Genomic DNA, 23,906 nt, shown 5'->3' with positions numbered 1-23,906 from the left:
TCCCTGCTTGCCGCGGCCCGAGGCTACATCCCGAAGAGCCGCAGGACCACGGGCACGATCAGCGAGGTCATCAGCCCGTTCAGCGCCAGGGCGATGCCGGCGAAGCTGCCGGCGACCGGATCGGCCTGGAACGCGCGCGCGGTCCCCATGCCGTGCGCCGCCAGCCCGGTGGCGAAGCCCTGCGCCGCCGGATCGCGCACCCCCAGCCGGCCCAGCAGCGGCCACATCATGCCGCCGACGATCCCGGTCGCGATCACCAGCATCGCCGTCAGCGCCGGATCACCGCCCAGCCCCTGGGCGACGCTCATGGCAATGGCCGTGGTCACGGATTTCGGGGCGATCGCCGCCAGCACCGGCCCCGGCGCGCCGAAGGCCCAGGCAATGCCGACCGCTGAAACGATGGCCGTCAGGGAACCGACCAGCAAGGCCGCCAGCAGCGGCAGCAGTGCCCGCACCACCTGCCAGCGGTTGTGCCACAGCGGCACCGCCAGCGCCACGGTCGCCGGCCCCAGCAGGAAATGCACGAACTGCGCGCCTTCGAAATAGGTTGCGAACGGCGTTTTGGTCGCCAGCAGCACGCCCACCATCAGCACGATCGCGATCAGCAGCGGATTGGCCAGCGGATGCCGCCCCAGCGACGCCGCCACCCGGTCGGCCAGCACATAGGACAGCAGCGTCGCCGTCAGCCACAGCAGCGGGCTGGTCGCCAGGTAGACCCACAGGAAGCCCAGATCGCTCATCACGCCCCTTTGCGCAGCCAGCGCGACACCGCCATGAACACCACGCCGGTCACCACCAGCGTCACGAAGGTCGAGACGATCACCGCCACGAACAGCACCGGCCCATATTGCAGCAGCACCGGGCCCTGCTGGATCACCCCCACCCCCGCCGGCACGAACATCAGCGAGAAATTGCCCAGCAGCACCGCGGCCACCGCGGCGAGCGGCGTGCCTTCCACCGCCTTGTGCTCCGGCTGCCACCAGGCCCGCACGGCCAGCCCCAGCAACAGCAGCACGAAGCCGATCACCGGCCCGGGCACCGGAATGCCCCCCGCCCGCGCGATCACCTCGCCCGCCAACTGGCATCCCAGCAACACCACCAGTGCCGTCAGCATGTCCCTTACCCCTTCTGCGGCGCGTGCGCGGACAGGCCGCGCCGCACCAGCGCCGCCCAGGCGTCCTCGGCGGTGTCGGCGAAGTCGAACAGCGCGAGGTCCTCGGCGCGGATCATGCCTTCCTCCAGCAGGGTGTCGAAGGCGATGATGCGGCGCCAATAGGCTTCGTTGAACAGCACGATCGGCAAGGGCGAGGTGTTCTTGCCGGTCTGGTTCAGGGTGAGGATCTCGAACAATTCGTCGAGCGTGCCGAAGCCACCCGGAAACACCACCAGCGCCCGCGCCCGCATCGCCAGGTGCATCTTGCGCATGGCGAAATAATGAAAGCGGAAGGTCAGCTCCGGCGTGGTGTACGGATTGGGCGCCTGCTCGTGCGCCAGGGTGATGTTGAAGCCGATGCTCGGGGCGCCGACCTCCCAGGCCCCACGGTTGACCGCCTCCATGATCCCTGGGCCGCCACCGGTCGCGATCACGTTGTCGCGCCAGCGATTGCGCGGCGCGAAGGCCCCGCCGCGCTGGGAGGCGATGCGGCCGAACAGGCGCGCCTGTTCATACATCGCCGCCTTCGCCCGCAGCGCCGCTACGGCGGCGCGCGAGGCGTCATCCTGCGCCGCGGCTTCCGCCGCCTCCACCCGTTCAGGGGATGGGGTGCGTGCGCTGCCGAACACGATGATGGTGGTGCGGATGCCCCAGTCACGCAGAGCCAGGTCGACTTTGGCGTATTCCAGGGCGAAGCGGACGGCGCGCACTTCGTCGCGCAGCAGGAACTCGCTGTCCTCGACCGCAAGACGGTAGCTGGCGGCACTGAGCTGGCGGGCATTGTCGGGCGGGGGCGGCACGGTCGTTTCCCTATGCCCCCACGGCCATCGGGTCAGCGCGGAAACGCGCCTGGCGCATGATCCTGCCTCCTGCAGATGGGAAGCCCCAAAGTCTCGCCGCGCGGGGGGCCGCGTCAACTCGCATGCGCCCCGCCGAGGCGGAATCCCCCTTGCACGACGAAAGGATCCAAAGCGAAATAATCGGTTGCGCAAATCCCGCCCCTGCCATCCACCCCGGTCACGGCGACAAGAACAGCCCGGCCACACAGTATTTTTGTGCGTCGCACAAAAATATCCCCCCTCTCTGGCCTCGCCCCGCGATCCCGGCGCGCACGCGCAGCAGGGCAGCGAAAAGCGCGTCCCATGTTGACTTGCTGCGTTGAAAGCGCCGAGTGTCAATCATCCTTTGCGACACCGACTGCCGGGGAGAAATAAAATGTCGGGAAGCCGGGGCGCCACCGGTGGCGCCGTCAACTGGCTCGTCTGGCCCCTGATCGCGCTGCTCGGCGCCATTGCGCTGGGCACTATTGCGCTGAACAGGGGAGAAACCATCAACGCCGTCTGGCTGGTCACGGCTGCGGTCTGCACCTACCTGACCGCCTATCGCTACTATAGTCTGTTTATTGCCCGCCGCGTTTTGCGGCTGGATGCATCGCGTCCGACACCGGCGGTCCGCCACAATGACGGACTCGACTTCGTGCCGACCAACAAATGGGTGGTGTTCGGCCACCACTTCGCGGCGATTGCCGGCGCGGGCCCGCTGGTCGGGCCGGTGCTGGCCGCGCAGATGGGCTACCTGCCCGGCACGCTGTGGATCCTGGCGGGCGTGGTGTTCGCGGGCGCGGTGCAGGACTGCATCGTCCTGTTCGTCTCCACCCGCCGCGACGGTCGTTCGCTTGGCGACATGATCCGTTCGGAGATGGGCACCGTCCCCGGCGTGATCGCCATGTTCGGCGTGCTGATGATCATGATCATCCTGCTCGCCGTGCTGGCGCTGATCGTGGTCAAGGCGCTCGCGGGCAGCCCGTGGGGCACCTTCACGGTGTTCGCCACCATTCCCATCGCCATCCTGATGGGGATCTACAGCCGCTTCATCCGCCCGGGCCGCATCGCCGAGATGTCCGTCATCGGCTTCGTGCTGCTGATGGCCGCGATCATCTTCGGCCAGACCGTGGCCGAAACCCCCGAGCTCGCCGCCCTGTTCACCTATCGCGGCGAGGCCCTGGCGCTGATCCTGATCGGCTACGGCTTCGTCGCTTCGGTGCTGCCGGTTTGGCTGCTGCTGGCACCGCGCGACTATCTCTCGACCTTCCTCAAGATCGGCACCATCCTGGCGCTGGCGGTCGGCATCGTCGTGGTGATGCCGGAACTGCGCATGCCGGGGGTCAGCCGCTTCATCGACGGCTCCGGCCCGGTGTTCTCCGGCTCGCTGTTCCCGTTCCTGTTCATCACCATCGCCTGCGGCGCCGTCTCCGGCTTCCATTCGCTGATCTCTTCCGGCACCACGCCGAAGCTCATCGAGAACGAGGAACAGATCCGCTTCATCGGCTATGGCGGCATGCTGATGGAAAGCTTCGTCGCCATCATGGCGCTGATCGCCGCCTGCGTGATCGAGCCCGGCGCCTACTTCGCGATGAACAGCCCGGCCGGCCTGATCGGCACCACCGCCGCCCAGGCGGCGCAGACCATTTCCGGCTGGGGCTTCGTCATCACCCCCGACCAGCTCACCCAGCTTGCAAAGGATGTCGGCGAAACCACCATCCTCTCGCGGGCCGGCGGCGCACCGACGCTCGCGGTCGGCATGGCGCACATCCTCTCCGGGGTGATCGGCGGCCAGACGATGATGGCGTTCTGGTATCACTTCGCCATCCTGTTCGAGGCGCTGTTCATCCTGACCACGGTGGATGCCGGCACCCGCGTCGCCCGCTTCATGATCCAGGACCTGCTCGGCACCGCCATCCCGGCGATGCGCCAGACCGAATCCTGGCTGGCCAATCTGGTGGCGACGGGGCTCGCGGTCTCGGCCTGGGGCTACTTCCTGTACCAGGGCGTGGTCGATCCGCTCGGCGGCATCAACACGCTGTGGCCGCTGTTCGGCATCTCCAACCAGATGCTGGCGGCGATCGCGCTGACGCTGTGCACCGTGGTGCTGTTCCGCATGAAGCGGGACATCTTCGCCCTGGTGACCATCGTGCCCACGATATGGCTGACTATCTGCACCATGACGGCGGGCTGGCAGAAGCTGTTCCACGAAAGCCCGTCGATCGGCTTCCTCGCCCATGCCCGCCGCTTCGGCGACGCGCTGGCCGAGGGCCGCGTGCTGGCGCCGGCCAAGTCGCTGGCCGACATGCAGCGGGTGGTGACCAACGACTATGTGGACGCGGCCATGTGCGCCATGTTCATGGTCGTGGTCGTCTCCATGCTGGTCTACGGGGTGCTGGGCATCCGCCGCGCGCTGGCCGCGCCGGTGGTGACCGCCAAGGAGGTCGGATATGAGCCTGCCCTGCGCCCTGTGCGATCTGGGGTCTAGTGCCCGCCTGTTCGGCCGCCGCCTGAAGGAAACGGCCAACCTGATGGTCGGGCTGCCGGACTACGACACCTATGTCGCGCATCGCCAGGCGCGGCATCCCGACCTGCCGGTCATGACGCGGGAGGAATTCTTCCGCGACCGGCAGTCCCGGCGCTACGGCACCGGCGGCGGGCTGCGCTGCTGCTGAGGGAACGGTCGCCCTGTCCTGCCGGGCAGGGCGACCATGGCATCAGGCCAGGACCATCCGACCGCCCCACGTGGGCGGTCGCTTTTTTCACCCTTCCCGCCGATGGAACGGGCTGCGGCGATCACGTTGCATCGCCCGCCGGGGCATTTTTTGAACCCGGAAAGTTCCCGTAAAGGTTTGACAATACTTTTTCGCATTCCTGCGCCTTGCCCGCAGGTAAATATTATCAAGATATTCCCAAGATCTGCCTTTTTGTCGGCGTTTTTAAACAGAATTTTGACGTCACCACTCTCTTGTCCTATCGTGATCTGGCTGACGGATGCCGATGCCGCATCCAGGAAGTGCCGATCGCGCGCAGATGCCTGCCGGCACGGCCTGCACAATGCTCCCCGGGCGCAATGAGGAAGCGCACACTGAGAACAAGCCTGAACACCCGCCTGCTCCTGGTGATTGCGGCGGCCTTGCTGCCTGTCCTGGTCTTCCAGGTGCTGACCGAGTCCGGGGCGCGCCGCGACCGCGAAGAGCGTGTCGCGGAGGAAGCGTTGCGCTTCGTCCGCTTCGTCGCCTCCGAGCAACGGCAGATCATCGAAGGCGCGCGCCAGGTGCTGGTGACGCTGGCCGAGGCGCCGGCGATCTGGCGCGGCGAGGTGGACCGCTGCGCCGTCTTCCTCGCGCGCACCCTGCGCTCGGCGCCACGCTACGGCTCGTTCCTGACCGTCGGGCGCGATGGCCGCGCGATTTGCGCCGGCAACTCCGAGGATCGCGCCATCACCCTGTCCGACCGGCCCTATGTCCGCCAGGCCATCGACGAGGGCCACTTCGTCGTGGGCGGCTACATCACCGGGCGCGGCTCCGGCCGGCCACGCCTGGCCTTCGCCACCCCTGTCCGCGACGACACGGGCCAGGTCACCGGTGCGGTCGTCGGCACGCTCGACCTTGCCTGGATGCAGGCGCATGTGGACGCCCTGCCGCTGCCGCCGGGCGCCACGGCGACGATCACCGACCGGGACGGCACCATCCTGGCACGCCGCCCCGACGCCCCCCGCTTCGTCGGCACCCTCGCCTCCCCCGACGTCATTCGTGAAATGGCGCGCGCCGGGCCAGGGGTGGTGACGATGGCGAGCCTGGAAGGCGGATCGCGCATCTTCGGCTTTGCCCCGATCGGCTTCGGCGGGCCCGACCTCGGGGTTTCGGTCAGCCTCGACCGCGCCGGCATGTTCACCGCCATCCAGGCCGCCAACCAGCGCGGCAGCCTGTTCATCGCCCTCGGCGCCATGCTGGCGCTGCTCAGCGCCGCCCTGATGGCCAGGGTCGTGATCCACCGCCCGATCGGCCGGCTGCTGGCGGCCGCGTCTCGCTGGCAGGAGGGCGATCTCGCCGCCCGCACCGGCCTTGCCGCCGGCGCGAGCGAATTCGTCAGCCTCGGCCGTACGCTGGATGCCATGGCCGCCGCCAGCGAAGCGCGGGAACGCGAACTGCGGCTGGCCGGGCAGGCGGCGCGACGATCGGCCCTGCTGCTGGCCGCGAGCGAGGCCCAGGTGCGCAGCGTGCTGGAAAGTTCGACCGACTGCATCGAACTGCTCGACGCGGCCGGGCGGGTGCTCGCCGTCAACGGGCCAGGCCTGCAGGCGCAGGGCCAGGACGACGTCGCGGCGCTGCAGGGACGGGACTGGGCATCGCTCTGGCCGGATGAGGCCCGGCCGTCGGTGGAAGCGGCGCTGCGCATGACGCAGGCCGGCGGCACCGCCCGTTTCTCGCACGCACGGACCACCGCCACGGGAACAAGCATCTGCTGGGACGTCGTGCTCTCGCCGGTGCGCACGGCCGAGGGCGCGGTGGAGCGCCTGGTTGCGACCTCCCGCGACGTGACCGAGCAGCGCCGGCACGAGGCCCGGCTGCAGGAGGTGATCGAAGCCATCCCCGGCCTGGTGTTCGTCACCGATGCCGCCGGCGGCCACATCTACACCAACCGGCATTTCCAGGACTTCACCGGGCTTCCGGCAACGGCGCTGCTGGGCGAGGGATGGACCCGCACGGTGCATCCGGATGACCTGGCAATGGTCCGCCGGCGCTGGAACGAAAGCGTCCGGCTGGTGATCCCCTACGAGGTGGAGATGCGGATGCGCGGCGCGGACGGGACCTGGACATGGTACCTGGTCCGCGGCTGCCCGGTGCACCGGGCCGACGGACAGGTGGACCGCTGGTACGGCATCTGCCTCGACATCTCCGACATCGTCGCCGCCCGCGAGGCGCGCGCCCGGCACGAGCGCACGCTCGAGCGACAGGTGCAGGAAGGCAATGCCGCCCTGCGCGAAAGCGAAACCTGGTTCCGCCTGCTGGTGCAGGGCGTCACCGACTACGCCATCTTCATGCTCGATCCGCAAGGACGGGTCGCCAACTGGAACACCGGCGCCGAACGCATCCAGGGCTATACCGCCGACGAGGTGGTGGGCCGGGATTTCGCGATCTTCCACACCGAGGAAGACCGCGCCGCCGGGGAACCGGCCCGTGCCCTGCAGACCGCCGCGACCGAGGGACGCTACGAAGACGAGGGCTGGCGCGTGCGCAAGGACGGCACACGCTTCTGGGCCAACGTCATCCTCGATCCCATCCGCGACGAGGACGGGGTCCTGATCGGTTACGCCGAGATCACCCGCGACATCACCGCCCAGCGCGATTCCCGTGCCGCCCTGGAAGACGCGCAGCGCCGTTTCGCCCAGGCGCAGAAGATGGAGGCGGTGGGCCAACTGACCGGCGGCATCGCCCACGACTTCAACAACCTGCTGCAGGTGGTCTCCGGCAACCTCGAACTGCTGCTCGCCCGGTCACGCCGCGCCGAGGACCCCCGCAGCGAGCGGCTGCTGACCCGGTCGCTGCGGGCCATCGGCCGGGGCGCCCGGCTGACCGGGCAATTGCTGTCCTTCTCGCGCCGGCAGATGCTCTATCCCGAGCGGGTGCGCCTGGACCGGCTGGTGGGCGAGATCCACGAACTGGTCCGGCGCGCCGTCGGCGAGAGCATCGGCGTGACCATCCACGCCGACCCGGAGCTGTGGGACTGCATCCTCGATCCCGGCCAGTTCGAGGCCGCCCTGTTGAACCTGGTGCTGAATGCGCGCGACGCCATGCCCGCCGGTGGCCGGATCGAGATCGCGCTGACGAACCTGCCCCTGGCCGGGACGGAGGCCATGACCTTCGAGGTGGCGGACGGCAACTATGTCCGCGTCGAAGTGACCGACACCGGCACCGGCATGTCCCCCGAGGTGCTCGCCCGTGCCTTCGAACCCTTCTTCACCACCAAGCAGATCGGCGAGGGCTCCGGCCTCGGCTTGCCGCAGGTGCATGGCTTCGTGCGCCAATCCGGTGGCGGCGTGCTCGCCCGCAGCCGCGCCGACGAAGGCACCGTGATCAGCCTGGTGTTCCCGGCCGACGACCAGACCGCCGCCCAGGCCCCGGCCACCGCCGCCCCCGCGCGCGACGGCACGCCCCCCTTGTCGGTGCTGCTGGTCGAGGACGATCCGGACGTGCTCGGGGTGGTGCGGATGATGCTGCTCGATGCCGGCTGCAGCGTGACCACCGCCGCCGACGGGGTGGCGGCCCTGGACGTGCTGCGCTCCGACCGGCCCATCGATGTCCTGCTCTCGGACGTGGTGATGCCGAACGGCGTGAGCGGCGTCGATCTGGCCCGGGAGGCACGGGCGATCCGCCCGGACATCCGGGTGCTGCTGGCCTCCGGCTACGCGCGTGACGTGCTGAACCGCCTGGGGGCCGAGGACGAGTTCACCATCATCGCCAAGCCCTATACCCAGGCCAGCCTGCTGCACCATCTGGCGTTTCCCGGGGAACCGGTCCGGGCGGGCTGAGCCGGCCAGGCCCCCTCCGGTCGCACGGACCGGAGGGGGAGCGGGCTTACCGGCCGGTCAGGATGCGTTCCACCAACTGCCGCACCGTCGGGATGAAGCCGTTGCTGTAGAACGGGTCGGAGGCAAAGCGGAAGGCGTTGTGGCCACTGAACACCAGATTGTTCTCGACCACGTCTTCCTTGTCGGCGTCATGGGCGACGGCCTGCAGCGTCTTCTGGATGCAGAAGCTGCGCGGATCCGCCTTCTTGCCGTTGCTGAAATCAGGCTCGTGCTGCGACCAGTTGGAGAAGCGGCACTGGCTCAGGCAGCCCATGCAGGCCACCTGGTCCTCGATGATCTCGCGCGCCTTTTCCGGGGTCACGAAGATCAGCGTGGAATCCGGCGTGCGCAGCGCCTCGGTGAAGCCCTCGGCTTCCCAGCCGTGGACGCGCTCGAGATCGACCTGGGTCAGGTAGGTCGGCCGCTTGCGCGGGCCGACGCCGTACTCGGCGACGTGCTCGCCGACCGGCTCGGCCGAATAGGCCACCTGCCGCTCGTTGCGCTCGCGCAGTTCCTGGATGAAGCTGTTGTTGAGCGCCGAGGAATAGAAGCCGGTCGGGCTGAAGCGGTTGAGGAAGACGTCGCCGGCCTTCAGCTTCAGCAGACGTTGCTTCCAGGCATTGCCGATCGGGCTTTCCTGGGTCAGCAACGGACGGGTGCCGAACTGGAAGGCGATCGGGCCCAGATCGGGGTTGTCGATCCAGTCCTCCCAGTCTTCCAGCCACCACACGCCGCCAGCCATGATGATCGGGGTGTCGCCGAGCCCGAACTCGCGCATCAGCTTGCGCAGCGCCAGCACGCGGGGGAACGGGTCCTCGGGCTTTTCCGGGTTCTCGCTGTTGGACAGGCCGTTATGGCCGCCGGCGAGCCAGGGATCCTCGTAGACCACGCCGCCGAGCAGGGAGGCGGCCTTATGGTAGGCGCGCTTCCACAGCGCCCCGAAGGCGCGGGCCGAGGAAACGATCGGGTAATAATGGACGTTGAAGCGCGCGGCGATCTCGGCGAGGCGATAGGGCATGCCGGCACCACAGGTGATGCCGTTGATCAGGCCCTTGGCGCCTTCCAGCACGCCGGTGATCACCCGCTCGGCGCCGCCCATCTCCCACAGCACGTTGGCGTGGATGCGCCCGCGCCCACCGGCGATCTCGTGCGCGCGCTGCGCCTGGGCGATGCCGCCGGCGATGCCGTAGGCCACCAGTTCGTCGTGGCGCTCGCGGCGGGTGCGGCCGCGATAGATCTGCTCGAGGATATTGCCGTCGGCGTCATAGCTGTCCGCATTGACGGCGCTGATCGTACCGGCCCCGCCGCCGGCCGCCCAAAGGCCCGCGGTGACGCCGTTCGAGATCGCCACCCCTTTGCCGCCTTCGACGATGGGCAGGACCTCGACGCCCCCCATTCGGATCGGGTTGATCACCTTCATGGCCTGCTCCTGACGACCCGCGCCTTCCGGGGGGCGACTGTCACGTTTCCTTCATCGAAGCCCGTCCCGCCTTCGGGATCAAGGTCCCGAAAGCGGAAACGACTCCTTCTTTTTTGGTCACTCGGCCGCGGCGTCGGACGACCCGTTCGTGGCCTCTCCGTCCGGCCCCTGGCCGCCGCGCCCGCCGCGCTCGTTGCGGCCGCCCTTCGGTCCGACCTTCTCGCTGATGTCCTCGCCGGTGGCCTGGTCAACCACGCGCATGGACAACTTCACCTTGCCGCGGTCGTCGAAGCCCAGCACCTTCACTTTCACGCTGTCACCGACATTGACCACGTCGCTGGTCTTGGCGACCCGGCCCTGCGCCAGCTCGCTGATGTGAACCAGCCCGTCGCGGGAGCCGAGGAAGTTCACGAAAGCGCCGAACTCGGCGGTCTTGACCACCTTGCCGGTGTAGATCACGCCGATTTCGGGCTCGGCGACGATGCCGCGGATCCAGTCGATCGCCGCCTGGGTCTTGGTCATGTCGGTGGCGGCGATCTTGATGGTGCCGTCGTCCTCGATGTCGATCTTGGCGCCGGTCTGCTCGACGATCTCGCGGATCACCTTGCCGCCGGTGCCGATCACGTCGCGGATCTTCTCCTTGGGGATGTTGATCACGGTGATCCGCGGCGCGGTCGCGGCGACGTCGGTGCGCGCCCCGGTCAACGCCTTGGCCATCTCGCCCAGGATGTGCAGCCGGCCGTCACGCGCCTGGCCGAGCGCCACCTGCATGATCTCCGGCGTGATCGAGGTGATCTTGATGTCCATCTGCAGGCTGGTGACGCCACGCTCGGTGCCGGCCACCTTGAAGTCCATGTCGCCGAGATGGTCCTCGTCGCCGAGGATGTCGGTGAGCACGGCGTAGCCGCGATCTTCCTTGATCAGCCCCATGGCGATGCCCGCCACCGGGCTCTTCAGCGGCACGCCGGCATCCATCAGCGCGAGCGAAGTGCCGCACACCGTCGCCATCGAGGAAGACCCGTTGCTCTCGGTGATCTCGGAAACCACCCGCAAGGTATACGGGAACTTCTCCTTCTCCGGAAGCAACGGATGCACGGCGCGCCAGGCCAGCTTGCCATGGCCGATCTCGCGCCGGCCCGGGCTGCCGAGACGGCCCGTTTCACCAACGGAGTACGGCGGGAAGTTGTAGTGAAGCATGAAGTGCTCGCGGTACTCGCCCTCGAGCGCGTCGATCACCTGCTCGTCCTGCGCCGTGCCGAGCGTCGCCACCACGAAGGCCTGCGTCTCGCCGCGGGTGAACAGGGCGCTGCCATGCGCGCGCGGCAGCACGCCGACCTCGGCCACGATCGGGCGCACGGTCTTCGTGTCGCGGCCGTCGATGCGCAGGCCGGTGTCGAGGATGGCGTTGCGGACGATGTCGGCCTCGAGGTCCTTGAACAGGCCCTTGGCCTTCTCGACATCGAGCCCCTCGGCCGCCAGCGCCTCGGCGGCGGCCTTGCGGACCGCGTCGATCTTCTCGTGGCGGACCTGCTTCTGCGGCTCGCGATAGGCATCGGCCAGGCCGGCACGGGCCAGGCTGTCGACGCGGGCGCGCAGGGTCTTCTGCTCCTCGCTCTCCTCCGGCAGCGGCCAGGGCTCCTTGGCGGCCACCTCGGCCAGCTCGATGATCGCCTGGATCACCGGCTGGAACGCCGCGTGCCCGAAGGTCACGGCGCCGAGCATCGTCTCCTCGGTCAGCTCATCCGCCTCGGATTCGACCATCAGCACGCCCTCGGTGGTGCCGGCCACCACCAGCTCGAGCGTGGTCTTCTTCATCTGATCGGCGGTCGGGTTGAGCACGTACTGGCCGTCGACGTAGCCGACGCGGGCGGCGCCCACCGGGCCGAAGAACGGAATGCCGGACAGCGTCAGCGCGGCCGAGCAGCCGACCATGGCGACGATGTCGGGATCGTTTTCCAGGTCATGGCTGAGCACGGTGGCGATGACCTGGACCTCGTTCTTGAAGCCCTCCGGGAACAGCGGGCGGATCGGCCGGTCGATCAGGCGCGACTTCAGCGTCTCCATCTCCGAGGGCCGGCCCTCGCGCTTGAAGAAGCCGCCCGGGATCTTGCCCGCGGCGAAGGCCTTCTCCTGGTAGTTCACGGTCAGGGGGAAGAAATCCTGGCCCGGCTTGGGCGTACGCATGCCCACCGCCGTACACAGAACGATGGTGTCGCCGTAGCTCACCATCACCGCGCCGTCGGCCTGACGCGCGACCTTGCCGGTCTCGAGGACCAGCTTGCGGCCACCCCAGTCAAGCTCCTTGCGGTAGTAATTGAACATCGTCTCGTCGTTCCCTTTCGTGCCGGCCGGACGGGTGGCAGCACGGGAACGATCCGTTGACTCCGGCGGGGTACGGCGCCTCGGGCGGCATGGAGGCGGACTGCGGGAATGGCTTGCAGCCGCGGGTGGACGCCAGAACGCCCACGATCCATGTGGCCGGAAACGCCGTCGCGGCTCCCGAAGCGGAGGCTGCCGGATCGGCCGTCTGTTGCACCGCCGCAGCCGCGGCGTCCGGGGGCCAATCCCCCGGGGTGGAGCTCCCCCGGCCACCATGGCGCGGGGGAAGCGCCGGCGCCCCTTATATAGGCGGAAGCGCCGGCAAGACCATGATTTTGCCGGTCAGCGGCGCAGGTTGAGCCGGCCGATCAGCGCCTCGTACCGCGAGTGGTCCTTCTTGCGCAGATAGTCGAGCAGGCGACGGCGGCGCCCGACCAGCATCAGCAGGCCGCGGCGGCTGTGGAAGTCCTTCGCATGCGTCTTGAGATGCTCGGTGAGGTTGCTGATCCGCTCGGTGAGCAGCGCCACCTGGACCTCGGGGCTGCCGGTATCGCCCTGCACGGTGGCGTAATCGGAAATCAGCGCCGTGCGGCGCTCGGCTGTGATCGACATCGGCTTACTCCATGAATGAATGAGGTTGCTGCGACGCGCGCGGCTCAGAGCAGCCGTTCGGGCCTGAGCCAGCCATCTTCCAGCCGGCACAGCCCGATCACGCGGCTCCCCGCCATGGCACGGGCCAGACCCCCATCGGGATCGGCCGCCCCTGGAATGCGTCCCATCAGCGTGACCAGGCTGATCGCCTGGCCGTTCGACAGGCCGAAGGCCTCCGCCTCGGTCAGGGCCAGCGCCGGGATGTCGGCCAGCGCGGTCGCGACCGGAAGCAAGAGGTCCGGAGAAGCGCGCGGGGTATCCTCCGTGGGCGCGAGCTTGTCCAGAGGAATTGCCTGCGCCTCGGTGAAGGGGCCGACACGCAGCCGGCGCAGGGCAGCGATGTGGCCCACGGTGCCGCAGGCCCGCGCCAGGTCGCGGGCGAGGCTGCGCATGTAGACGCCCTTGCCCGACTGCACCTCGAACACCGCCGTATCGGCATCCACCCGCTCGATCAGCTCGAAGCGATCGACGCGGGCCGGACGCGGATCGAGCACCGGCGGGGCACCGGCGCGCGAGAGGTCATAGGCGCGCTCGCCGGCGACCTTCACCGCCGAGAAGACCGGGGGCACCTGCATGATGTCGCCGGTCAGGGCCGGCAGGGCGGCGCGGATCTGCTCGTCGGTCGGCCGCGCTTCGGAGGTCTCGATCACCTGCCCGTCGGCATCGTCGGTGTCGCGCGCCTCGCCGAAGCGCAGGGTGAAACGGTACAGCTTGGTGCCGTCCATGACATAGGGCACGGTCTTGGTGGCGGCCCCGAAGGCGATCGGCAGGAGTCCGGTGGCGAGCGGGTCGAGCGTGCCACCATGGCCGCATTTCTGGGCGTCGAACCAGCGCTTCAACCGGTTCACCACATCGGTGCTGGTGAGGCCCTGGGGCTTGTCGATGATCAGCCAGCCGTCCAGGGGACGGCCGCGTTGCTTACGATGGCGCATGCGGCTCTTGTACAGGAACAGAAAAAAAGGGCGGGGGCGGGAAAGGCGGCGCATAGACCACGGCGGGGATGCGAAAACAAGGCCGGGAAGGCCCGGCGCCCGCCCGGCCAGCGCAGCCCAGGGCATCACGAAAGCGACGGCGCCGCCCCTGCCCCGGCATGGGCCTGCAAGCCGGACAGCAAGGCCCGCAACACCCGGTCCAGCACCTTTTCCCGCCGCAGCACGATGGCCAGCCGGCGCGACAGCGGCGGCGACAGCGGGCAGGCGACCGCCCCCGGCACCTCGCCCGCCGCGCCGGCCAGGGCCAGCGCCGGCACCACCGAACCGCCGCTTCCGTTGCCCACCAGCACCTTGATCGCCTCGATGCTGCCCAGTTCCATCACCGGCTGCGGCACCTGCCCGGCGCGGCGGAACCAGCCATCGATGATCGCGCGCGTGCTGCCGCCCGGCTCATAAAGGATCAGCGGCAGCCCCAGCAGCTCGGTCGCCGAGAGCGCCGCCCGGCCCGGCGGCACCAGGTCACGCGGCAGCAGCGCCAGCAACGGGTCGGTCGCCACCACCGTCGTGCAGAGCGCCCGGGAGATCGGCGCCGGCAACGTCACCAGCGCCGCATCCAGGCTCCCTTCCTCCACCTGGCGCAGCATCTCGGTGGTATTGCCGATGGAGATGATCACCTCTGCCCCCGGCACCTGCGCCTTCAGCGCCGCCAGCACCGGCGGCAGCAGATGGATGCAGGCGGTGGCCCCGGTGCCGAGCCGCACCCGCCCCGCCGCCCCGTCGCGAAAGGCCGCGACCCCGGCGCGGATGTCGTCCACCGCTGCCAGCGCCCGCCGTGCCGGGGCGAGGATCGCCTCCCCCGCCGCCGTTGGCAGCACCCGCCCCTTGGCCCGTTCCAGCAACCGCACGCCGAGGCTGCGCTCCAGTTCGCGCAATTGCTGGCTGGCCGCGGGCTGGGTCAGCCCGAGCGCGGCAGCAGCCTCCGACACGCTGCCCGCCTCGACCACGGCGAGAAAACTGCGGATCTGCCTGAGCGTGGGTCCCATAAGACAAATTTATCCGAATGCGGCGCATCAGAATAATATTCTTCGATTTGCGCGCACCAGGGCGCAGCTTCGGGGGGCCATGTCATCCCCCTCGATCGCGCCAACCCTTTGTTCCGTAAGCTCCAGTCCCATCACCGCGCCGGTTCGCGCCGCGCTGAGGGAAATCTGGTGGTATGTCACCGGCTCCGCGCAATCGCGCCGGCGGCAGAGGGACATGCTGGCGGAGATGGATGCGCGGCTGCGCCGGGATATCGGCCTGCCCGACCGTCAGCCGCCTGCGTCCCTGCATCCCTGGACCGGACCGGGCATGCCCGGCTGGTAACGTCAGGGCGGCGAGAGATCCCGGTCGCGCACCGACACGACCCGGCCATCCCGATCGGAAATGGCGATGACCTTGTAGGAACGGCTGGTGCCCTGACCCTGCACCGTCATGAGGCCGATGCTCATTTCCCAGGGGCGGGCAAAGCCAATGGTGACATGCCACTGCCCGGCCGCCTCGTCATAGGCGACCTCTTCCAGCCCGATATTGGCGATGGACTCGCCCACGAACAGCTCACGCACGCAGGCCTTGGCTGCGGCGACGGCTTCCTTGACCTCCATCGGCCCATCCTCCGTGTCGTGGAGTGCTGCGATGCAGCATAGCACGGACCGGATCGTACCGGATTGGCGAGGTTTCGGCGCAGGTCATGTAGGGCGGATAAGCGCAGCGCAATCCGCCATCACAGGGTGGGCACCTCGCGCAGCGTTGCGATGGCGGATTGCGCTGCGCTTATCCGCCCTACGCCTGCCATTGCGGAGCCCTGGTGAGGCGCGGGGCAACGCCCCGCCAACAAGGCTCAGCCGTTCCGCGTGGAGCCGAGGTCGCGTTCGACTTCGGGCGAATGCAGCAGGGCGTCGATATGCATGGCGTTATCCAGGCTGGTATCCACCTGGAAATGCAGCTCCGGTGCATAACGCAGCCGCAACGCGTGGGCGAGTTGTCCGCGCAGGAAGGGCGCCGCGCGTTTCAACGCGGGCAGTTTCTCGGCGATATCCGAGCGCCCGAGCCGCACCACGAAGGCCGTGGCGTGTTTGAGGTCGGGGCTGACCCGCACCTCGGTCACCGTGATGGCCACGTCGGTGAGGTCCGGGTCGCGGATTTCGCCGCGCCCGAACACACCGGCGAGCACGTGGCGGATTTCCTCCGCCACGCGCAATTGCCGCTGCGAGGGGGCCTTCGCGGAGTGCTGGGTCCCGCCGTGCCTCAAGCCGGCACCATCTCGGTTTCGTAGCACTCCACCATGTCGCCTTCGCGCAGGTCGTTGAAGTTGGCGAAGGACAGGCCGCATTCGTAGCCACGGGCGACTTCGCGGACATCGTCCTTGAAGCGCTTGAGCTGGGTCAGGTCGCCGGTGTGGACGACCACGCCGTCGCGCAGCAGGCGCACGCCGGCACCGCGCTTGACCAGGCCCTCGGTGACCATGCAGCCCGCCACCTTGCCGACCTTGGTGATCTCGAACACGCGGCGGATCTCGGCGTAGCCGAGGAACTTCTCGCGGGCCTTCGGCGCCACCTTGCCCTTGACCATCTTCTCGATGTCGTCGGCGACATCGTAGATGATCGAGTAGTAGCGGATATCCACCGCCTCGCGCTGCGCCAGCTCCCGGGCCTGGGTGGTGGCGCGGACGTTGAAGGCGACGATGACCGCGTCCGAAGCCTTGGCAAGCTGCACGTCGCTTTCGGTGATCTGGCCGACCCCGGCGAGCAGCACCCGGACCTTCACCTCCTCGTGCTGCTGCTTCATCACCGTGGCCTGGATCGCCTCGGCGCTGCCCTGCACGTCGGCCTTGATCAGGACCGCGACTTCCTTCTGCTCGCCCGCGGCGATGCGGGCCAGCATCTGGTCCAGCGTGCCGCGCGCCGCGGTGGCGACGCCGGCGGCCTTCTCGCGGATCTTGCGCTGGCGGAACTCGCTGATCTCGCGGGCGCGGCCTTCGTTCTCAACCACCACGAAGGGTTCGCCCGCGCTCGGCACGCCGGCCAGGCCGAGCACCTCCACCGGGGTGGAGGGGCCCGCGTCCTTCATGGCGCGGCCCTTGTCGTCGAGCATGGCGCGCACGCGGCCCCATTCGGCGCCGGCGACGATGATGTCGCCCTGCTGCAGCGTGCCCTTCTGCACCAGCACGGTGGCAACCGGACCGCGGCCGCGATCCAGCCGGCTTTCGATCACCGAGCCTTCGGCGGTGCGGCCGGGATTGGCGCGCAGGTCCAGGATCTCGGCCTGCAGCAGGATCGCCTCCTGCAGCTTGTCGAGCCCGGTCTTCTTCAGCGCCGACACTTCCACGTCCTGGGTCTCGCCGCCCATGTCCTCGACCACGATGTCGTGGCTGAGCAGTTCCTGGCGCACCCGGTTGGGGTTGGCGTCCGGCCGGTCCATCTTGTTGATGGCGACGATGATCGGGGCGTTGGCCGCCTTGGCGTGGCGGATCGCCTCGATGGTCTGCGGCATGACGCCGTCATCGGCGGCCACCACCAGCACCACGATGTCGGTCACGCTGGCACCGCGCGAACGCATGGCGGTGAAGGCTTCGTGGCCGGGGGTGTCGATGAAGGTGATGCGGTCGCCGGAGGCGAGCTTCACCTGATAGGCGCCGATATGCTGGGTGATGCCGCCGGCCTCGGCCGCCGCCACGTCGCTGTGGCGCAGCGCGTCCAGCAGCGAGGTCTTGCCGTGGTCGACATGGCCCATGACCGTCACCACCGGCGGGCGCGGCAGCAGCTCCGCATCGGTGTCGGCGGCGCCTTCCAGGCCCAGCTCGACATCGTCCTCGGAGACGCGCTTCACCCGGTGGCCGAACTCCTGCACCACCAGCTCGGCGGTGTCGGCGTCCAGCGTCTGCGTGATGGTCGCCATCACGCCCAGCTTCATCAAGGTCTTGATCACGTCACCGGCGCGGGTGGCCATGCGGTTGGCCAGCTCCTGCACGGTGATGTTGTCAGGCAGCACGACTTCACGCACGACCTTCACCTGATCGGAACGCAACCGCTCCAGCTCGGCCTGCCGACGCTCGCGCTCGCGCTGGCGCCGCACACTGGCGAGCGAGCGCACGCGATCGTCCTCGCCCTCGATGGCGGCGACGACGTCGATCTTGCCGGGGCGGCGGCGGTCATCGCCCCCCTTCTTCGGCGCGGCGACCTGCGGCTTGCGCGGCGGGGCGCCAGCCGGAGTGCCGGGACGGCGCACAGGGCGCGCTTCTTCTTCCTCGCCGCCCGGGCGGGCGGGCTTGAGGCGCAGGGTCTCGGAGGCCGGTGCCGCCGGAGCGGCCGGAGCCGCCCCCGGGCGCTGCGGGGCCGGACGCTGCGGGCCCGGGCGGGCCGGACGGCGCGCTTCCTGCACCGGGGCCTGGGTCCGCGGCGTCGCGGCCTGGGCCGCGGCCTGGGCCGCTGCGGCGGCCTGGGCGGCCCGGCGGGCCTCTTCCTCGGCGCGCGCGCGTTCTTCTTCCTCGACCTTGCGGCGAGCTTCTTCCTCGGCGGCCTTGCGGGCCTCCTCCTCGCGCCGCCGCGCTTCCTCGGCGGCGGAGAGGATCATGATCTTTTCCTGCTCGCGCCGTTCGGCCTCGCGCCGCGCCGCCTCGCGCTGCTGCTCGAGCAGCGCACGCTGACGGGCGGCGAGCTCGGTCGCGGTCAGCGCGCGGCCACCGCCGCCCTGGCGGTTACCACCGCCGCTGCGCTGCTGTCCGCCGCCACCGCCGCCGCCGCCGCCCTGGCCACCCTGCCGCGCCGGCGCGGCGGGGGCACGCGTCTTGCGCACTTCCACCTGCACGACCTTCGAACGGCCGTGGCTGAAGCTCTGTCGGACTGATCCGGCATCCACGGTACGGCCCAGCTCGACGCGTCCCGAGGGGCGCAGAGAAAGCCGGCCCTTGCCTTGGTCCTGATCGTTGCCTTCGGTCATCTACCCGCCTGTATCCTGCACTTCGTTCCGCCCGGCTTCGCCGTACGGTTGGTCCGTCCCGCGGCGAACGGCGCCGCCCCGCCTGCCGTCACCGCGCCCGCCACACTGGCCGGCCCGAACGTCCGTCGCCAGTCCCGCCAGACGCGCCGCCTCGTGCTCCAGGGTCTCCGCCAGCCGGCCCCGCGCCACAGCCACATGCACCACATGGTCGCGGCCGAAAAGCGCCCCCAGCCGCGCACCGTCGAGCGGCGTCACCACCGGCCCGCCCCAGCCACCGAGGAAACGCTGGCGTTCCTCGGCACTGCCATCGCGCGCCTGCACGACCAGCGCCACACGTCCCGACCCAAGCCACTCACGCGCCTTCGCGAAACCGGCCACCGCCTGTCCCGCCCGCCGTGCCAGACCGAGCTGGTCGGCGAACCGGCGTGACAAGGCCGCCTGCAGCTCGGACCTCAAATCGGAGGGAACCGTCACCGGACCGCGCGCGGCCCTCGCAAAGGCGCCTCGCGTGCATGCGGTTTCTATCACATCCCCCCGGGCGCTCAACCATATTCCCCGACCGGGCAGCCTTGCCGCCAGATCGGGCACCACCCTGCGGTCCGGAGCGACGACGAAGCGGATCATCCGCTCCTTCGGCAGGCGTTCCCGCGTCACCGCGCAGCGGCGCAGTGGCCCGGTCTCGGGCTCGTCCCCGTCGTCCGGCGCGGAGAGATCGCCCTCGGCTGGCTCAGCCGTGATCCGCCTCCCCCTTGCCGACGGCGGCCTCGTCGGTCTCGTCGCCCTCGGCCGGCTTGTCGCCGTCCTCGGCGCCGAACCAGTGGGCCCGGGCGGCCATGATCACGTCGTTCGCGGTGGCCTCGTCCATATTGGACTCGCCCACGATCTCGACAAGCTCGTCAGAGGCAAGGTCGGCGAGGTCGTCGAGCGTCTTGACCCCCTTCTCGCCCAGCGCCACCAGCATCGCCGGCGTCAGCGCCTCCATGGCGGCGACCTCGTCGCTGACGCCCAGCGCCACGCGCCGGCCGGTCAGCTCGTTGTCACGCTTGACCAGGAACTGCTCGGCGCGGCGGATCAACTCACCGGCGATGGTCTCGTCGAAACCCTCGATGCCGCCCAGCTCCTCCAACGGCACGAACGCGAGTTCCTCGACAGAGTTGAAGCCCTCGGTGACCAGCAGACCGGCGATCACGTCGTCGACATCCAGCGCCTCGACGAACAGGCCGGTGCGACGGCGGAATTCCTCCTGCCGGCGCTCGCTCTCCTCGGCCTCGGTCAGGATGTCGATGTCCCAGCGCGTGAGCTGGCTGGCGAGCCGCACGTTCTGGCCGCGCCGGCCGATGGCCAGGCTGAGCTGGTCGTCGGGCACCACCACCTCGCAGCGCCCGCCCTCCTCGTCCATCACCACCTTGCTGACCTCGGCGGGGGCGAGCGCATTGACCACGAAGGTGGCAGTGTTGGGCGACCAGGGGATGATGTCGATCTTCTCGCCCTGCAGTTCCTGCACCACCGCCTGCACGCGCGAACCACGCATACCTACGCAGGCACCAACCGGATCGATGCTGGCGTCGCGGCTGATCACCGCCATCTTGGCGCGGCTGCCGGGATCGCGCGCCACCGCCTTGATCTCGATGATGCCGTCATAGATTTCCGGCACTTCCTGGGCGAACAGCTTGGCGAGGAAGCCGGGATGGGTCCGCGAGAGGAAGATCTGCGGCCCGCGCGGCTCTTCCCGCACGTCATAGATATAGGCGCGCACGCGGTCGCCGTTGCGGAAGCTCTCGCGCGGGATCAGCTCGTCGCGGCGCAGCAGCGCCTCGGCGCGGCCGATCTCCACCATCAGGTTGCCGTACTCGGTGCGCTTGACCGTGCCGTTGACGATCTCGCCGACGCGGTCCTTGAATTCCTCGAACTGGCGGCGGCGCTCCAGCTCGCGCACGCCCTGCACGATTACCTGCTTGGAGGTCTGGGCGGCGATGCGGCCGAAATCGATCGGCGGCAGCGGGTCCACCAGGTAGCCCCCCACCTCGATGTCGGGCTTGAACTTGCGGGCGATGTGGACCGGGATCTGGGTTTCTTCATTGTCCACCGCCTCGACCGCCTGGGTCCAGCGGGAGAGCTGCACATCGCCGGTCTTGCGATCGATGGTGGCGCGGATGTCCTTCTCGTGCCCGTACTTGGCGCGACCGGCCTTCTGGATGGCGCTCTCCAGAACCTTGAGCACATCCTCGCGATCGATCGATTTCTCCCGGGCGACCGCGTCGGCCACCAGGAGCAGCTCGGGGCGGGCGATGGCGATGTCCATGGACGAAGTCCTCTCTGGAGTCTCAGGTCCGGCCGGTCAGCCGGGTCAGTTCGATCGGGACGACGCGGCAGTGGCGTCGATGAGCGCGTCGGTCAGCACCAGCCGCGCCTTGCGAATCTCGGTGAAGGGCAGCGCCACCTCGGTGCCGTCCTCGAGGCGCAGCCGCGCATGGGTGTCGTCGGCCCCGAGCACCGTGCCGGAGAAACGCTTGCGGCCGTCAATCGGCAGCACAGTCTCAGCACGCGCGAGATGGCCGGCAAAGCGGTTCCAGTCCTTGCGCCGGGTCAGCGGCCGGTCGATGCCGGCCGAGCTTACCTCCAGCGTCCAGGCACCGGGAATGGGGTCTTCCACGTCCAGCACGGCACCGACCGCGCGGCTGATCGCCTCGCAATCCTCGAGCGTGATCTGGCTGCCATCGGCACGGTCGGCCATGATCTGCACCGTCGGCCGCTCGCGCCCAAGCACGGCCACACGCACCAGCTCGTAGCCCATGTCGACGAGCGTGGGAGCGATGATGTCGGCCACCCGGGCCTCGAGGCCGGTGTGGTGGGGCAGGTCGGGAGGGGACGTGGCGTGCTCCAAAACAAAAAAGGCGGCCCGTCAGGGCCACCCTCCGTATCGATCGGAAGATGTTTGTGATCTTCAAGGTAGCGACGCACCGCAGCCAGCGCAAGATCTTCGATCCCCCCTGCCCCGACGCCACGGCGCCCCGGATCTGCTGAGAAATTGATCCCGCCGCGGGCCGCCGCCCGCGTCCCACCCGCGCCAATTGCAACAAAACCCCTGCGGAAACAAAACCCTGGGGTGTGCCAACGGTTGCCGCATCGCACAAAACCGCTCTAGCATTCCTCCTGCCCCCCAACCGCTGAGGACGACCACCCGTGAACGGCGACATCCCGACCCCGCTCGCCCTCGGGCAGGCGCCGCTGCTTGCCGTGGTGATTCCGGTCCTCAATGAACAGGACAACATCGCCCCGCTGGTGGAACGGCTGGACGCAACCCTCGCCGGCACCGCCTGGGAAGCCATCTTCGTCGACGACGACTCCACCGACGGCACCCGCGCCGCCGTCGCCGCCATCGCCGCGCGCGACCCGCGTGTGCGCCTGCTGCACCGCATCGGCCGGCGCGGCCTGGCCTCGGCCTTCATCGAAGGCGCGCAGGCCAGCCTTGCGCCCTACGTGGCGGCGATGGACGGCGACCTGCAGCACGACGAGGCGGTGCTGCCACGCATGCTCGCCGCCCTGCGCGACGACGGCTACGACATCGCCATCGGCAGCCGCTACGTCGCCGGCGGCGGCGTCGGCGGCTGGGACAAGGGGCGCGTCGGCATGTCGAGCCTCGCCACCCGGCTGAGCCGGATGGTGCTGCGCGCCCCCGTCACCGACCCGATGAGCGGCTTCTTCATGATCCGCCGCACCACCTTCGAGCGCGCGGTGCGGCGCCTTTCGGCCATGGGCTTCAAGATCCTGCTCGACATCCTGGCCTCGCTGCCGGAACGGCCGCGCCTGATCGAGCTGCCCTACCAGTTCCGCACCCGCCTCGCCGGAGAGAGCAAGCTCGATGCCGGGGTGCTGCGCGACTACGCGCTGCTGCTGGCCGACAAGCTGGTCGGCCATATCGTGCCGGTGCGCTTCCTGCTGTTCGCCGCGGTCGGCGCGATGGGCATCGCCGCGCATCTGGTGGTGCTGCGGCTGTGCCTTTCGCCCTTCGGGCTCGACTTCCCGACCGCGCAGTCGCTGGCCACCGCCGCCGCCATCGTCGGCAATTTCTGGCTGAACAACATCTTCACCTTCCGCGACCGCCGGCTGCACGGCTGGGGCTTCCTGCGCGGGCTGGTGACCTTCGCGGCGATCTGCTCGGTGGGAGCCGCCGCCAATGTCAGCGTCTCGTCCTTCCTGTTCAGCCCGACCGTGCACACCACCTGGTGGCTCGCCGGCATGGCCGGCGCGGTGATGAGCCTGGTCTGGAACTACGCGGCGAGCTCGGTGCTCACGTGGCGGCGGAGCTGACCGGGGCGCGCCGGCGCAGCGACCAGTAGAGCGGCGGCCGTCCCGCGGCCAGTGCCTTCGCCTCGTAGCGGGTCGGCGGCCAGCCATCGGGGCGCACGGTCGCCGGGGGCGGCACGTCGAACAGGTCCTGGGCCGCCAGGACCTCGGCCACCCAGCCCTGGTAGGTCGGGTCGTCGCTGGCGATGCGCCACTCGGCGCCGGGCTTCAGCACCCGTGCGAGCTCCGGCAGCAACCCCGGATGCACGAAACGGCGCTTGGCATGGCGCCCCTTCGGCCAGGGATCGGGAAACAGCAGGAACAGGCGATCGAGGCAGCCATCGGGCAGGGCCCGGATCAGCGTCCGCGCATCGTCGTTCCAGAGGCGGAGATTGCCGGGCAATGGCGCCGTTGCCTCGCCGCCCTCGGGCACCACGCGCGAGAGTAACGAACAGAGTCCGTTCTCGAACACCTCGCAGGCGATCAGCGCGGCGTGCGGATGCGCGGCGATCTGCGCCAGCGCGTGCTCGCCGCCGCCGAAACCGACTTCCAGCCACAAGGCCGAAACGGGGGAGCTGAAGGCGGCCAGGGGGGTGCCTGCCTGCGCCGGATCGAAACGCAGGCGCGGCAGGGTCACGTCCAGCAGCTTCTGCTGGCGCGGCCGCAGCGGATGCCCGCGGGAGCGGCCATACAGCCGGTCGGGGGGAGGCTTCAGGGGGATGGTCACGGCGTCGGAAGAGGGACCAGGGGCCGTGCGGCCCCTGGTCCCCAT

The 23,906-nt window shown here is 69.4% G+C and carries 19 protein-coding genes; 4 read left to right on the top strand and 15 right to left on the bottom strand.

Translation table 11 applies throughout. The features are described 5' to 3' along the window. Positions 1–23: 23 nt before the first annotated feature. The 3 genes from NBY65_RS13210 to NBY65_RS13200 are packed head-to-tail and all read right to left on the bottom strand — an operon-like array spanning position 24 to position 1,953. Positions 24–740: an LrgB family protein gene (locus tag NBY65_RS13210; RefSeq protein ID WP_150042851.1), complete on the bottom strand. Its 717-nt coding sequence runs from the start codon at positions 738–740 to the stop codon at positions 24–26. After that, entirely contained in the window at positions 740–1,114 is a 375-nt protein-coding gene (locus NBY65_RS13205; RefSeq protein ID WP_150042852.1) for a CidA/LrgA family protein, read from the bottom strand. The genes NBY65_RS13210 and NBY65_RS13205 overlap by 1 nt, the downstream gene beginning before the upstream one ends. A gap of 5 nt (positions 1,115–1,119) precedes the next feature. Further along, positions 1,120–1,953, bottom strand: a complete 834-nt coding sequence (locus tag NBY65_RS13200; RefSeq protein WP_150042853.1) for an LOG family protein — start codon at positions 1,951–1,953, stop codon at positions 1,120–1,122. A 415-nt stretch (positions 1,954–2,368) separates the two neighbouring features. On the opposite strand from NBY65_RS13200, the gene NBY65_RS13195 reads away from it, so the two are divergent. From NBY65_RS13195 to NBY65_RS13185, 3 genes are all read left to right on the top strand, one after another. Further along, positions 2,369–4,462: a carbon starvation CstA family protein gene (locus NBY65_RS13195; protein ID WP_150042854.1), complete on the top strand. Its 2,094-nt coding sequence runs from the start codon at positions 2,369–2,371 to the stop codon at positions 4,460–4,462. Further along, the gene (locus NBY65_RS13190; RefSeq protein ID WP_150042855.1) at positions 4,425–4,649 is read left to right on the top strand and encodes a YbdD/YjiX family protein; all 225 of its coding nucleotides are present in this window, start codon (positions 4,425–4,427) and stop codon (positions 4,647–4,649) included. Before NBY65_RS13195 ends, NBY65_RS13190 begins: the two co-directional genes overlap by 38 nt. A gap of 398 nt (positions 4,650–5,047) precedes the next feature. Continuing rightward, the gene (locus NBY65_RS13185; RefSeq protein WP_150042856.1) at positions 5,048–8,509 is read left to right on the top strand and encodes a PAS domain S-box protein; all 3,462 of its coding nucleotides are present in this window, start codon (positions 5,048–5,050) and stop codon (positions 8,507–8,509) included. Positions 8,510–8,555: 46 nt separating this feature from the next. Here the strand turns inward: NBY65_RS13185 and NBY65_RS13180 are convergent, their stop codons facing one another. The 11 genes from NBY65_RS13180 to rimP form a co-directional block, all read right to left on the bottom strand. Next, a complete protein-coding gene (locus tag NBY65_RS13180; protein WP_150042857.1) occupies positions 8,556–9,968 on the bottom strand; it encodes an NAD(P)H-dependent flavin oxidoreductase in 1,413 nt (470 codons plus the stop codon). 117 nt (positions 9,969–10,085) lie between these two features. Beyond that, positions 10,086–12,290 (bottom strand): polyribonucleotide nucleotidyltransferase, encoded by a 2,205-nt coding sequence (pnp, locus tag NBY65_RS13175; protein WP_150042858.1) that lies wholly within the window; start codon positions 12,288–12,290, stop codon positions 10,086–10,088. A gap of 339 nt (positions 12,291–12,629) precedes the next feature. Further along, positions 12,630–12,899 carry a 30S ribosomal protein S15 gene (rpsO, locus tag NBY65_RS13170; protein ID WP_150042859.1) on the bottom strand — a complete coding sequence of 90 codons (270 nt, stop codon included), beginning with the start codon at positions 12,897–12,899 and terminating at the stop codon, positions 12,630–12,632. 44 nt (positions 12,900–12,943) lie between these two features. Beyond that, positions 12,944–13,870 carry a tRNA pseudouridine(55) synthase TruB gene (gene truB / locus NBY65_RS13165; RefSeq protein WP_150042860.1) on the bottom strand — a complete coding sequence of 309 codons (927 nt, stop codon included), beginning with the start codon at positions 13,868–13,870 and terminating at the stop codon, positions 12,944–12,946. A 125-nt stretch (positions 13,871–13,995) separates the two neighbouring features. Next, complete coding sequence (locus NBY65_RS13160; protein ID WP_150042861.1) at positions 13,996–14,913, bottom strand: LysR family transcriptional regulator; 918 nt, start codon at positions 14,911–14,913, stop codon at positions 13,996–13,998. Between the two features lie 324 nt (positions 14,914–15,237). Then, on the bottom strand, positions 15,238–15,513 hold the full coding sequence (locus tag NBY65_RS13155) for a hypothetical protein (RefSeq protein WP_150042862.1): 276 nt from the start codon (positions 15,511–15,513) through the stop codon (positions 15,238–15,240). Positions 15,514–15,749: 236 nt separating this feature from the next. Beyond that, positions 15,750–16,187, bottom strand: coding sequence for a 30S ribosome-binding factor RbfA (gene rbfA / locus NBY65_RS13150; protein WP_203330448.1), 438 nt, complete (start codon positions 16,185–16,187; stop codon positions 15,750–15,752). Then, on the bottom strand, positions 16,157–18,847 hold the full coding sequence (gene infB / locus NBY65_RS13145; protein ID WP_150040335.1) for a translation initiation factor IF-2: 2,691 nt from the start codon (positions 18,845–18,847) through the stop codon (positions 16,157–16,159). The genes rbfA and infB overlap by 31 nt, the downstream gene beginning before the upstream one ends. Then, the gene (locus tag NBY65_RS13140; protein WP_150040336.1) at positions 18,848–19,585 is read right to left on the bottom strand and encodes an RNA-binding protein; all 738 of its coding nucleotides are present in this window, start codon (positions 19,583–19,585) and stop codon (positions 18,848–18,850) included. Next, on the bottom strand, positions 19,575–21,149 hold the full coding sequence (gene nusA / locus NBY65_RS13135; RefSeq protein ID WP_150040337.1) for a transcription termination factor NusA: 1,575 nt from the start codon (positions 21,147–21,149) through the stop codon (positions 19,575–19,577). The genes NBY65_RS13140 and nusA overlap by 11 nt, the downstream gene beginning before the upstream one ends. Positions 21,150–21,194: 45 nt before the next feature. Further along, entirely contained in the window at positions 21,195–21,731 is a 537-nt protein-coding gene (rimP, locus tag NBY65_RS13130) for a ribosome maturation factor RimP (RefSeq protein ID WP_150040338.1), read from the bottom strand. A 299-nt stretch (positions 21,732–22,030) separates the two neighbouring features. On the opposite strand from rimP, the gene NBY65_RS13125 reads away from it, so the two are divergent. Further along, positions 22,031–23,158, top strand: a complete 1,128-nt coding sequence (locus NBY65_RS13125; RefSeq protein WP_239002748.1) for a glycosyltransferase — start codon at positions 22,031–22,033, stop codon at positions 23,156–23,158. Here the strand turns inward: NBY65_RS13125 and trmB are convergent. Further along, positions 23,139–23,906 (bottom strand): tRNA (guanine(46)-N(7))-methyltransferase TrmB, encoded by a 768-nt coding sequence (gene trmB / locus NBY65_RS13120; RefSeq protein WP_150040339.1) that lies wholly within the window; start codon positions 23,904–23,906, stop codon positions 23,139–23,141. The two genes, NBY65_RS13125 and trmB, sit on opposite strands and share 20 nt — an antisense overlap.

Origin of the sequence: Rhodovastum atsumiense (genome assembly GCF_937425535.1) — a bacterium.
Taxonomy (GTDB): Bacteria; Pseudomonadota; Alphaproteobacteria; order Acetobacterales; family Acetobacteraceae; genus Rhodovastum; species Rhodovastum atsumiense.
This window is presented reverse-complemented; position numbering and strand designations above follow the sequence as displayed.

Excerpts from the sequence above, each read along its gene's own strand:
- NBY65_RS13210 (WP_150042851.1), bottom strand. The coding sequence starts at position 740 with ATGAGCGATCTGGGCTTCCTGTGGGTCTACCTGGCGACCAGCCCGCTG.
- NBY65_RS13205 (WP_150042852.1), bottom strand. The coding sequence starts at position 1,114 with ATGCTGACGGCACTGGTGGTGTTGCTGGGATGCCAGTTGGCGGGCGAG.
- NBY65_RS13195 (WP_150042854.1), top strand. The coding sequence starts at position 2,369 with ATGTCGGGAAGCCGGGGCGCCACCGGTGGCGCCGTCAACTGGCTCGTC.
- NBY65_RS13190 (WP_150042855.1), top strand. The coding sequence starts at position 4,425 with ATGAGCCTGCCCTGCGCCCTGTGCGATCTGGGGTCTAGTGCCCGCCTG.
- NBY65_RS13185 (WP_150042856.1), top strand. The coding sequence starts at position 5,048 with ATGAGGAAGCGCACACTGAGAACAAGCCTGAACACCCGCCTGCTCCTG.
- NBY65_RS13180 (WP_150042857.1), bottom strand. The coding sequence starts at position 9,968 with ATGAAGGTGATCAACCCGATCCGAATGGGGGGCGTCGAGGTCCTGCCC.
- pnp (WP_150042858.1), bottom strand. The coding sequence starts at position 12,290 with ATGTTCAATTACTACCGCAAGGAGCTTGACTGGGGTGGCCGCAAGCTG.
- rpsO (WP_150042859.1), bottom strand. The coding sequence starts at position 12,899 with ATGTCGATCACAGCCGAGCGCCGCACGGCGCTGATTTCCGATTACGCC.
- truB (WP_150042860.1), bottom strand. The coding sequence starts at position 13,870 with ATGCGCCATCGTAAGCAACGCGGCCGTCCCCTGGACGGCTGGCTGATC.
- NBY65_RS13160 (WP_150042861.1), bottom strand. The coding sequence starts at position 14,913 with ATGGGACCCACGCTCAGGCAGATCCGCAGTTTTCTCGCCGTGGTCGAG.
- NBY65_RS13155 (WP_150042862.1), bottom strand. The coding sequence starts at position 15,513 with ATGGAGGTCAAGGAAGCCGTCGCCGCAGCCAAGGCCTGCGTGCGTGAG.
- infB (WP_150040335.1), bottom strand. The coding sequence starts at position 18,847 with ATGACCGAAGGCAACGATCAGGACCAAGGCAAGGGCCGGCTTTCTCTG.
- nusA (WP_150040337.1), bottom strand. The coding sequence starts at position 21,149 with ATGGACATCGCCATCGCCCGCCCCGAGCTGCTCCTGGTGGCCGACGCG.
- trmB (WP_150040339.1), bottom strand. The coding sequence starts at position 23,906 with ATGGGGACCAGGGGCCGCACGGCCCCTGGTCCCTCTTCCGACGCCGTG.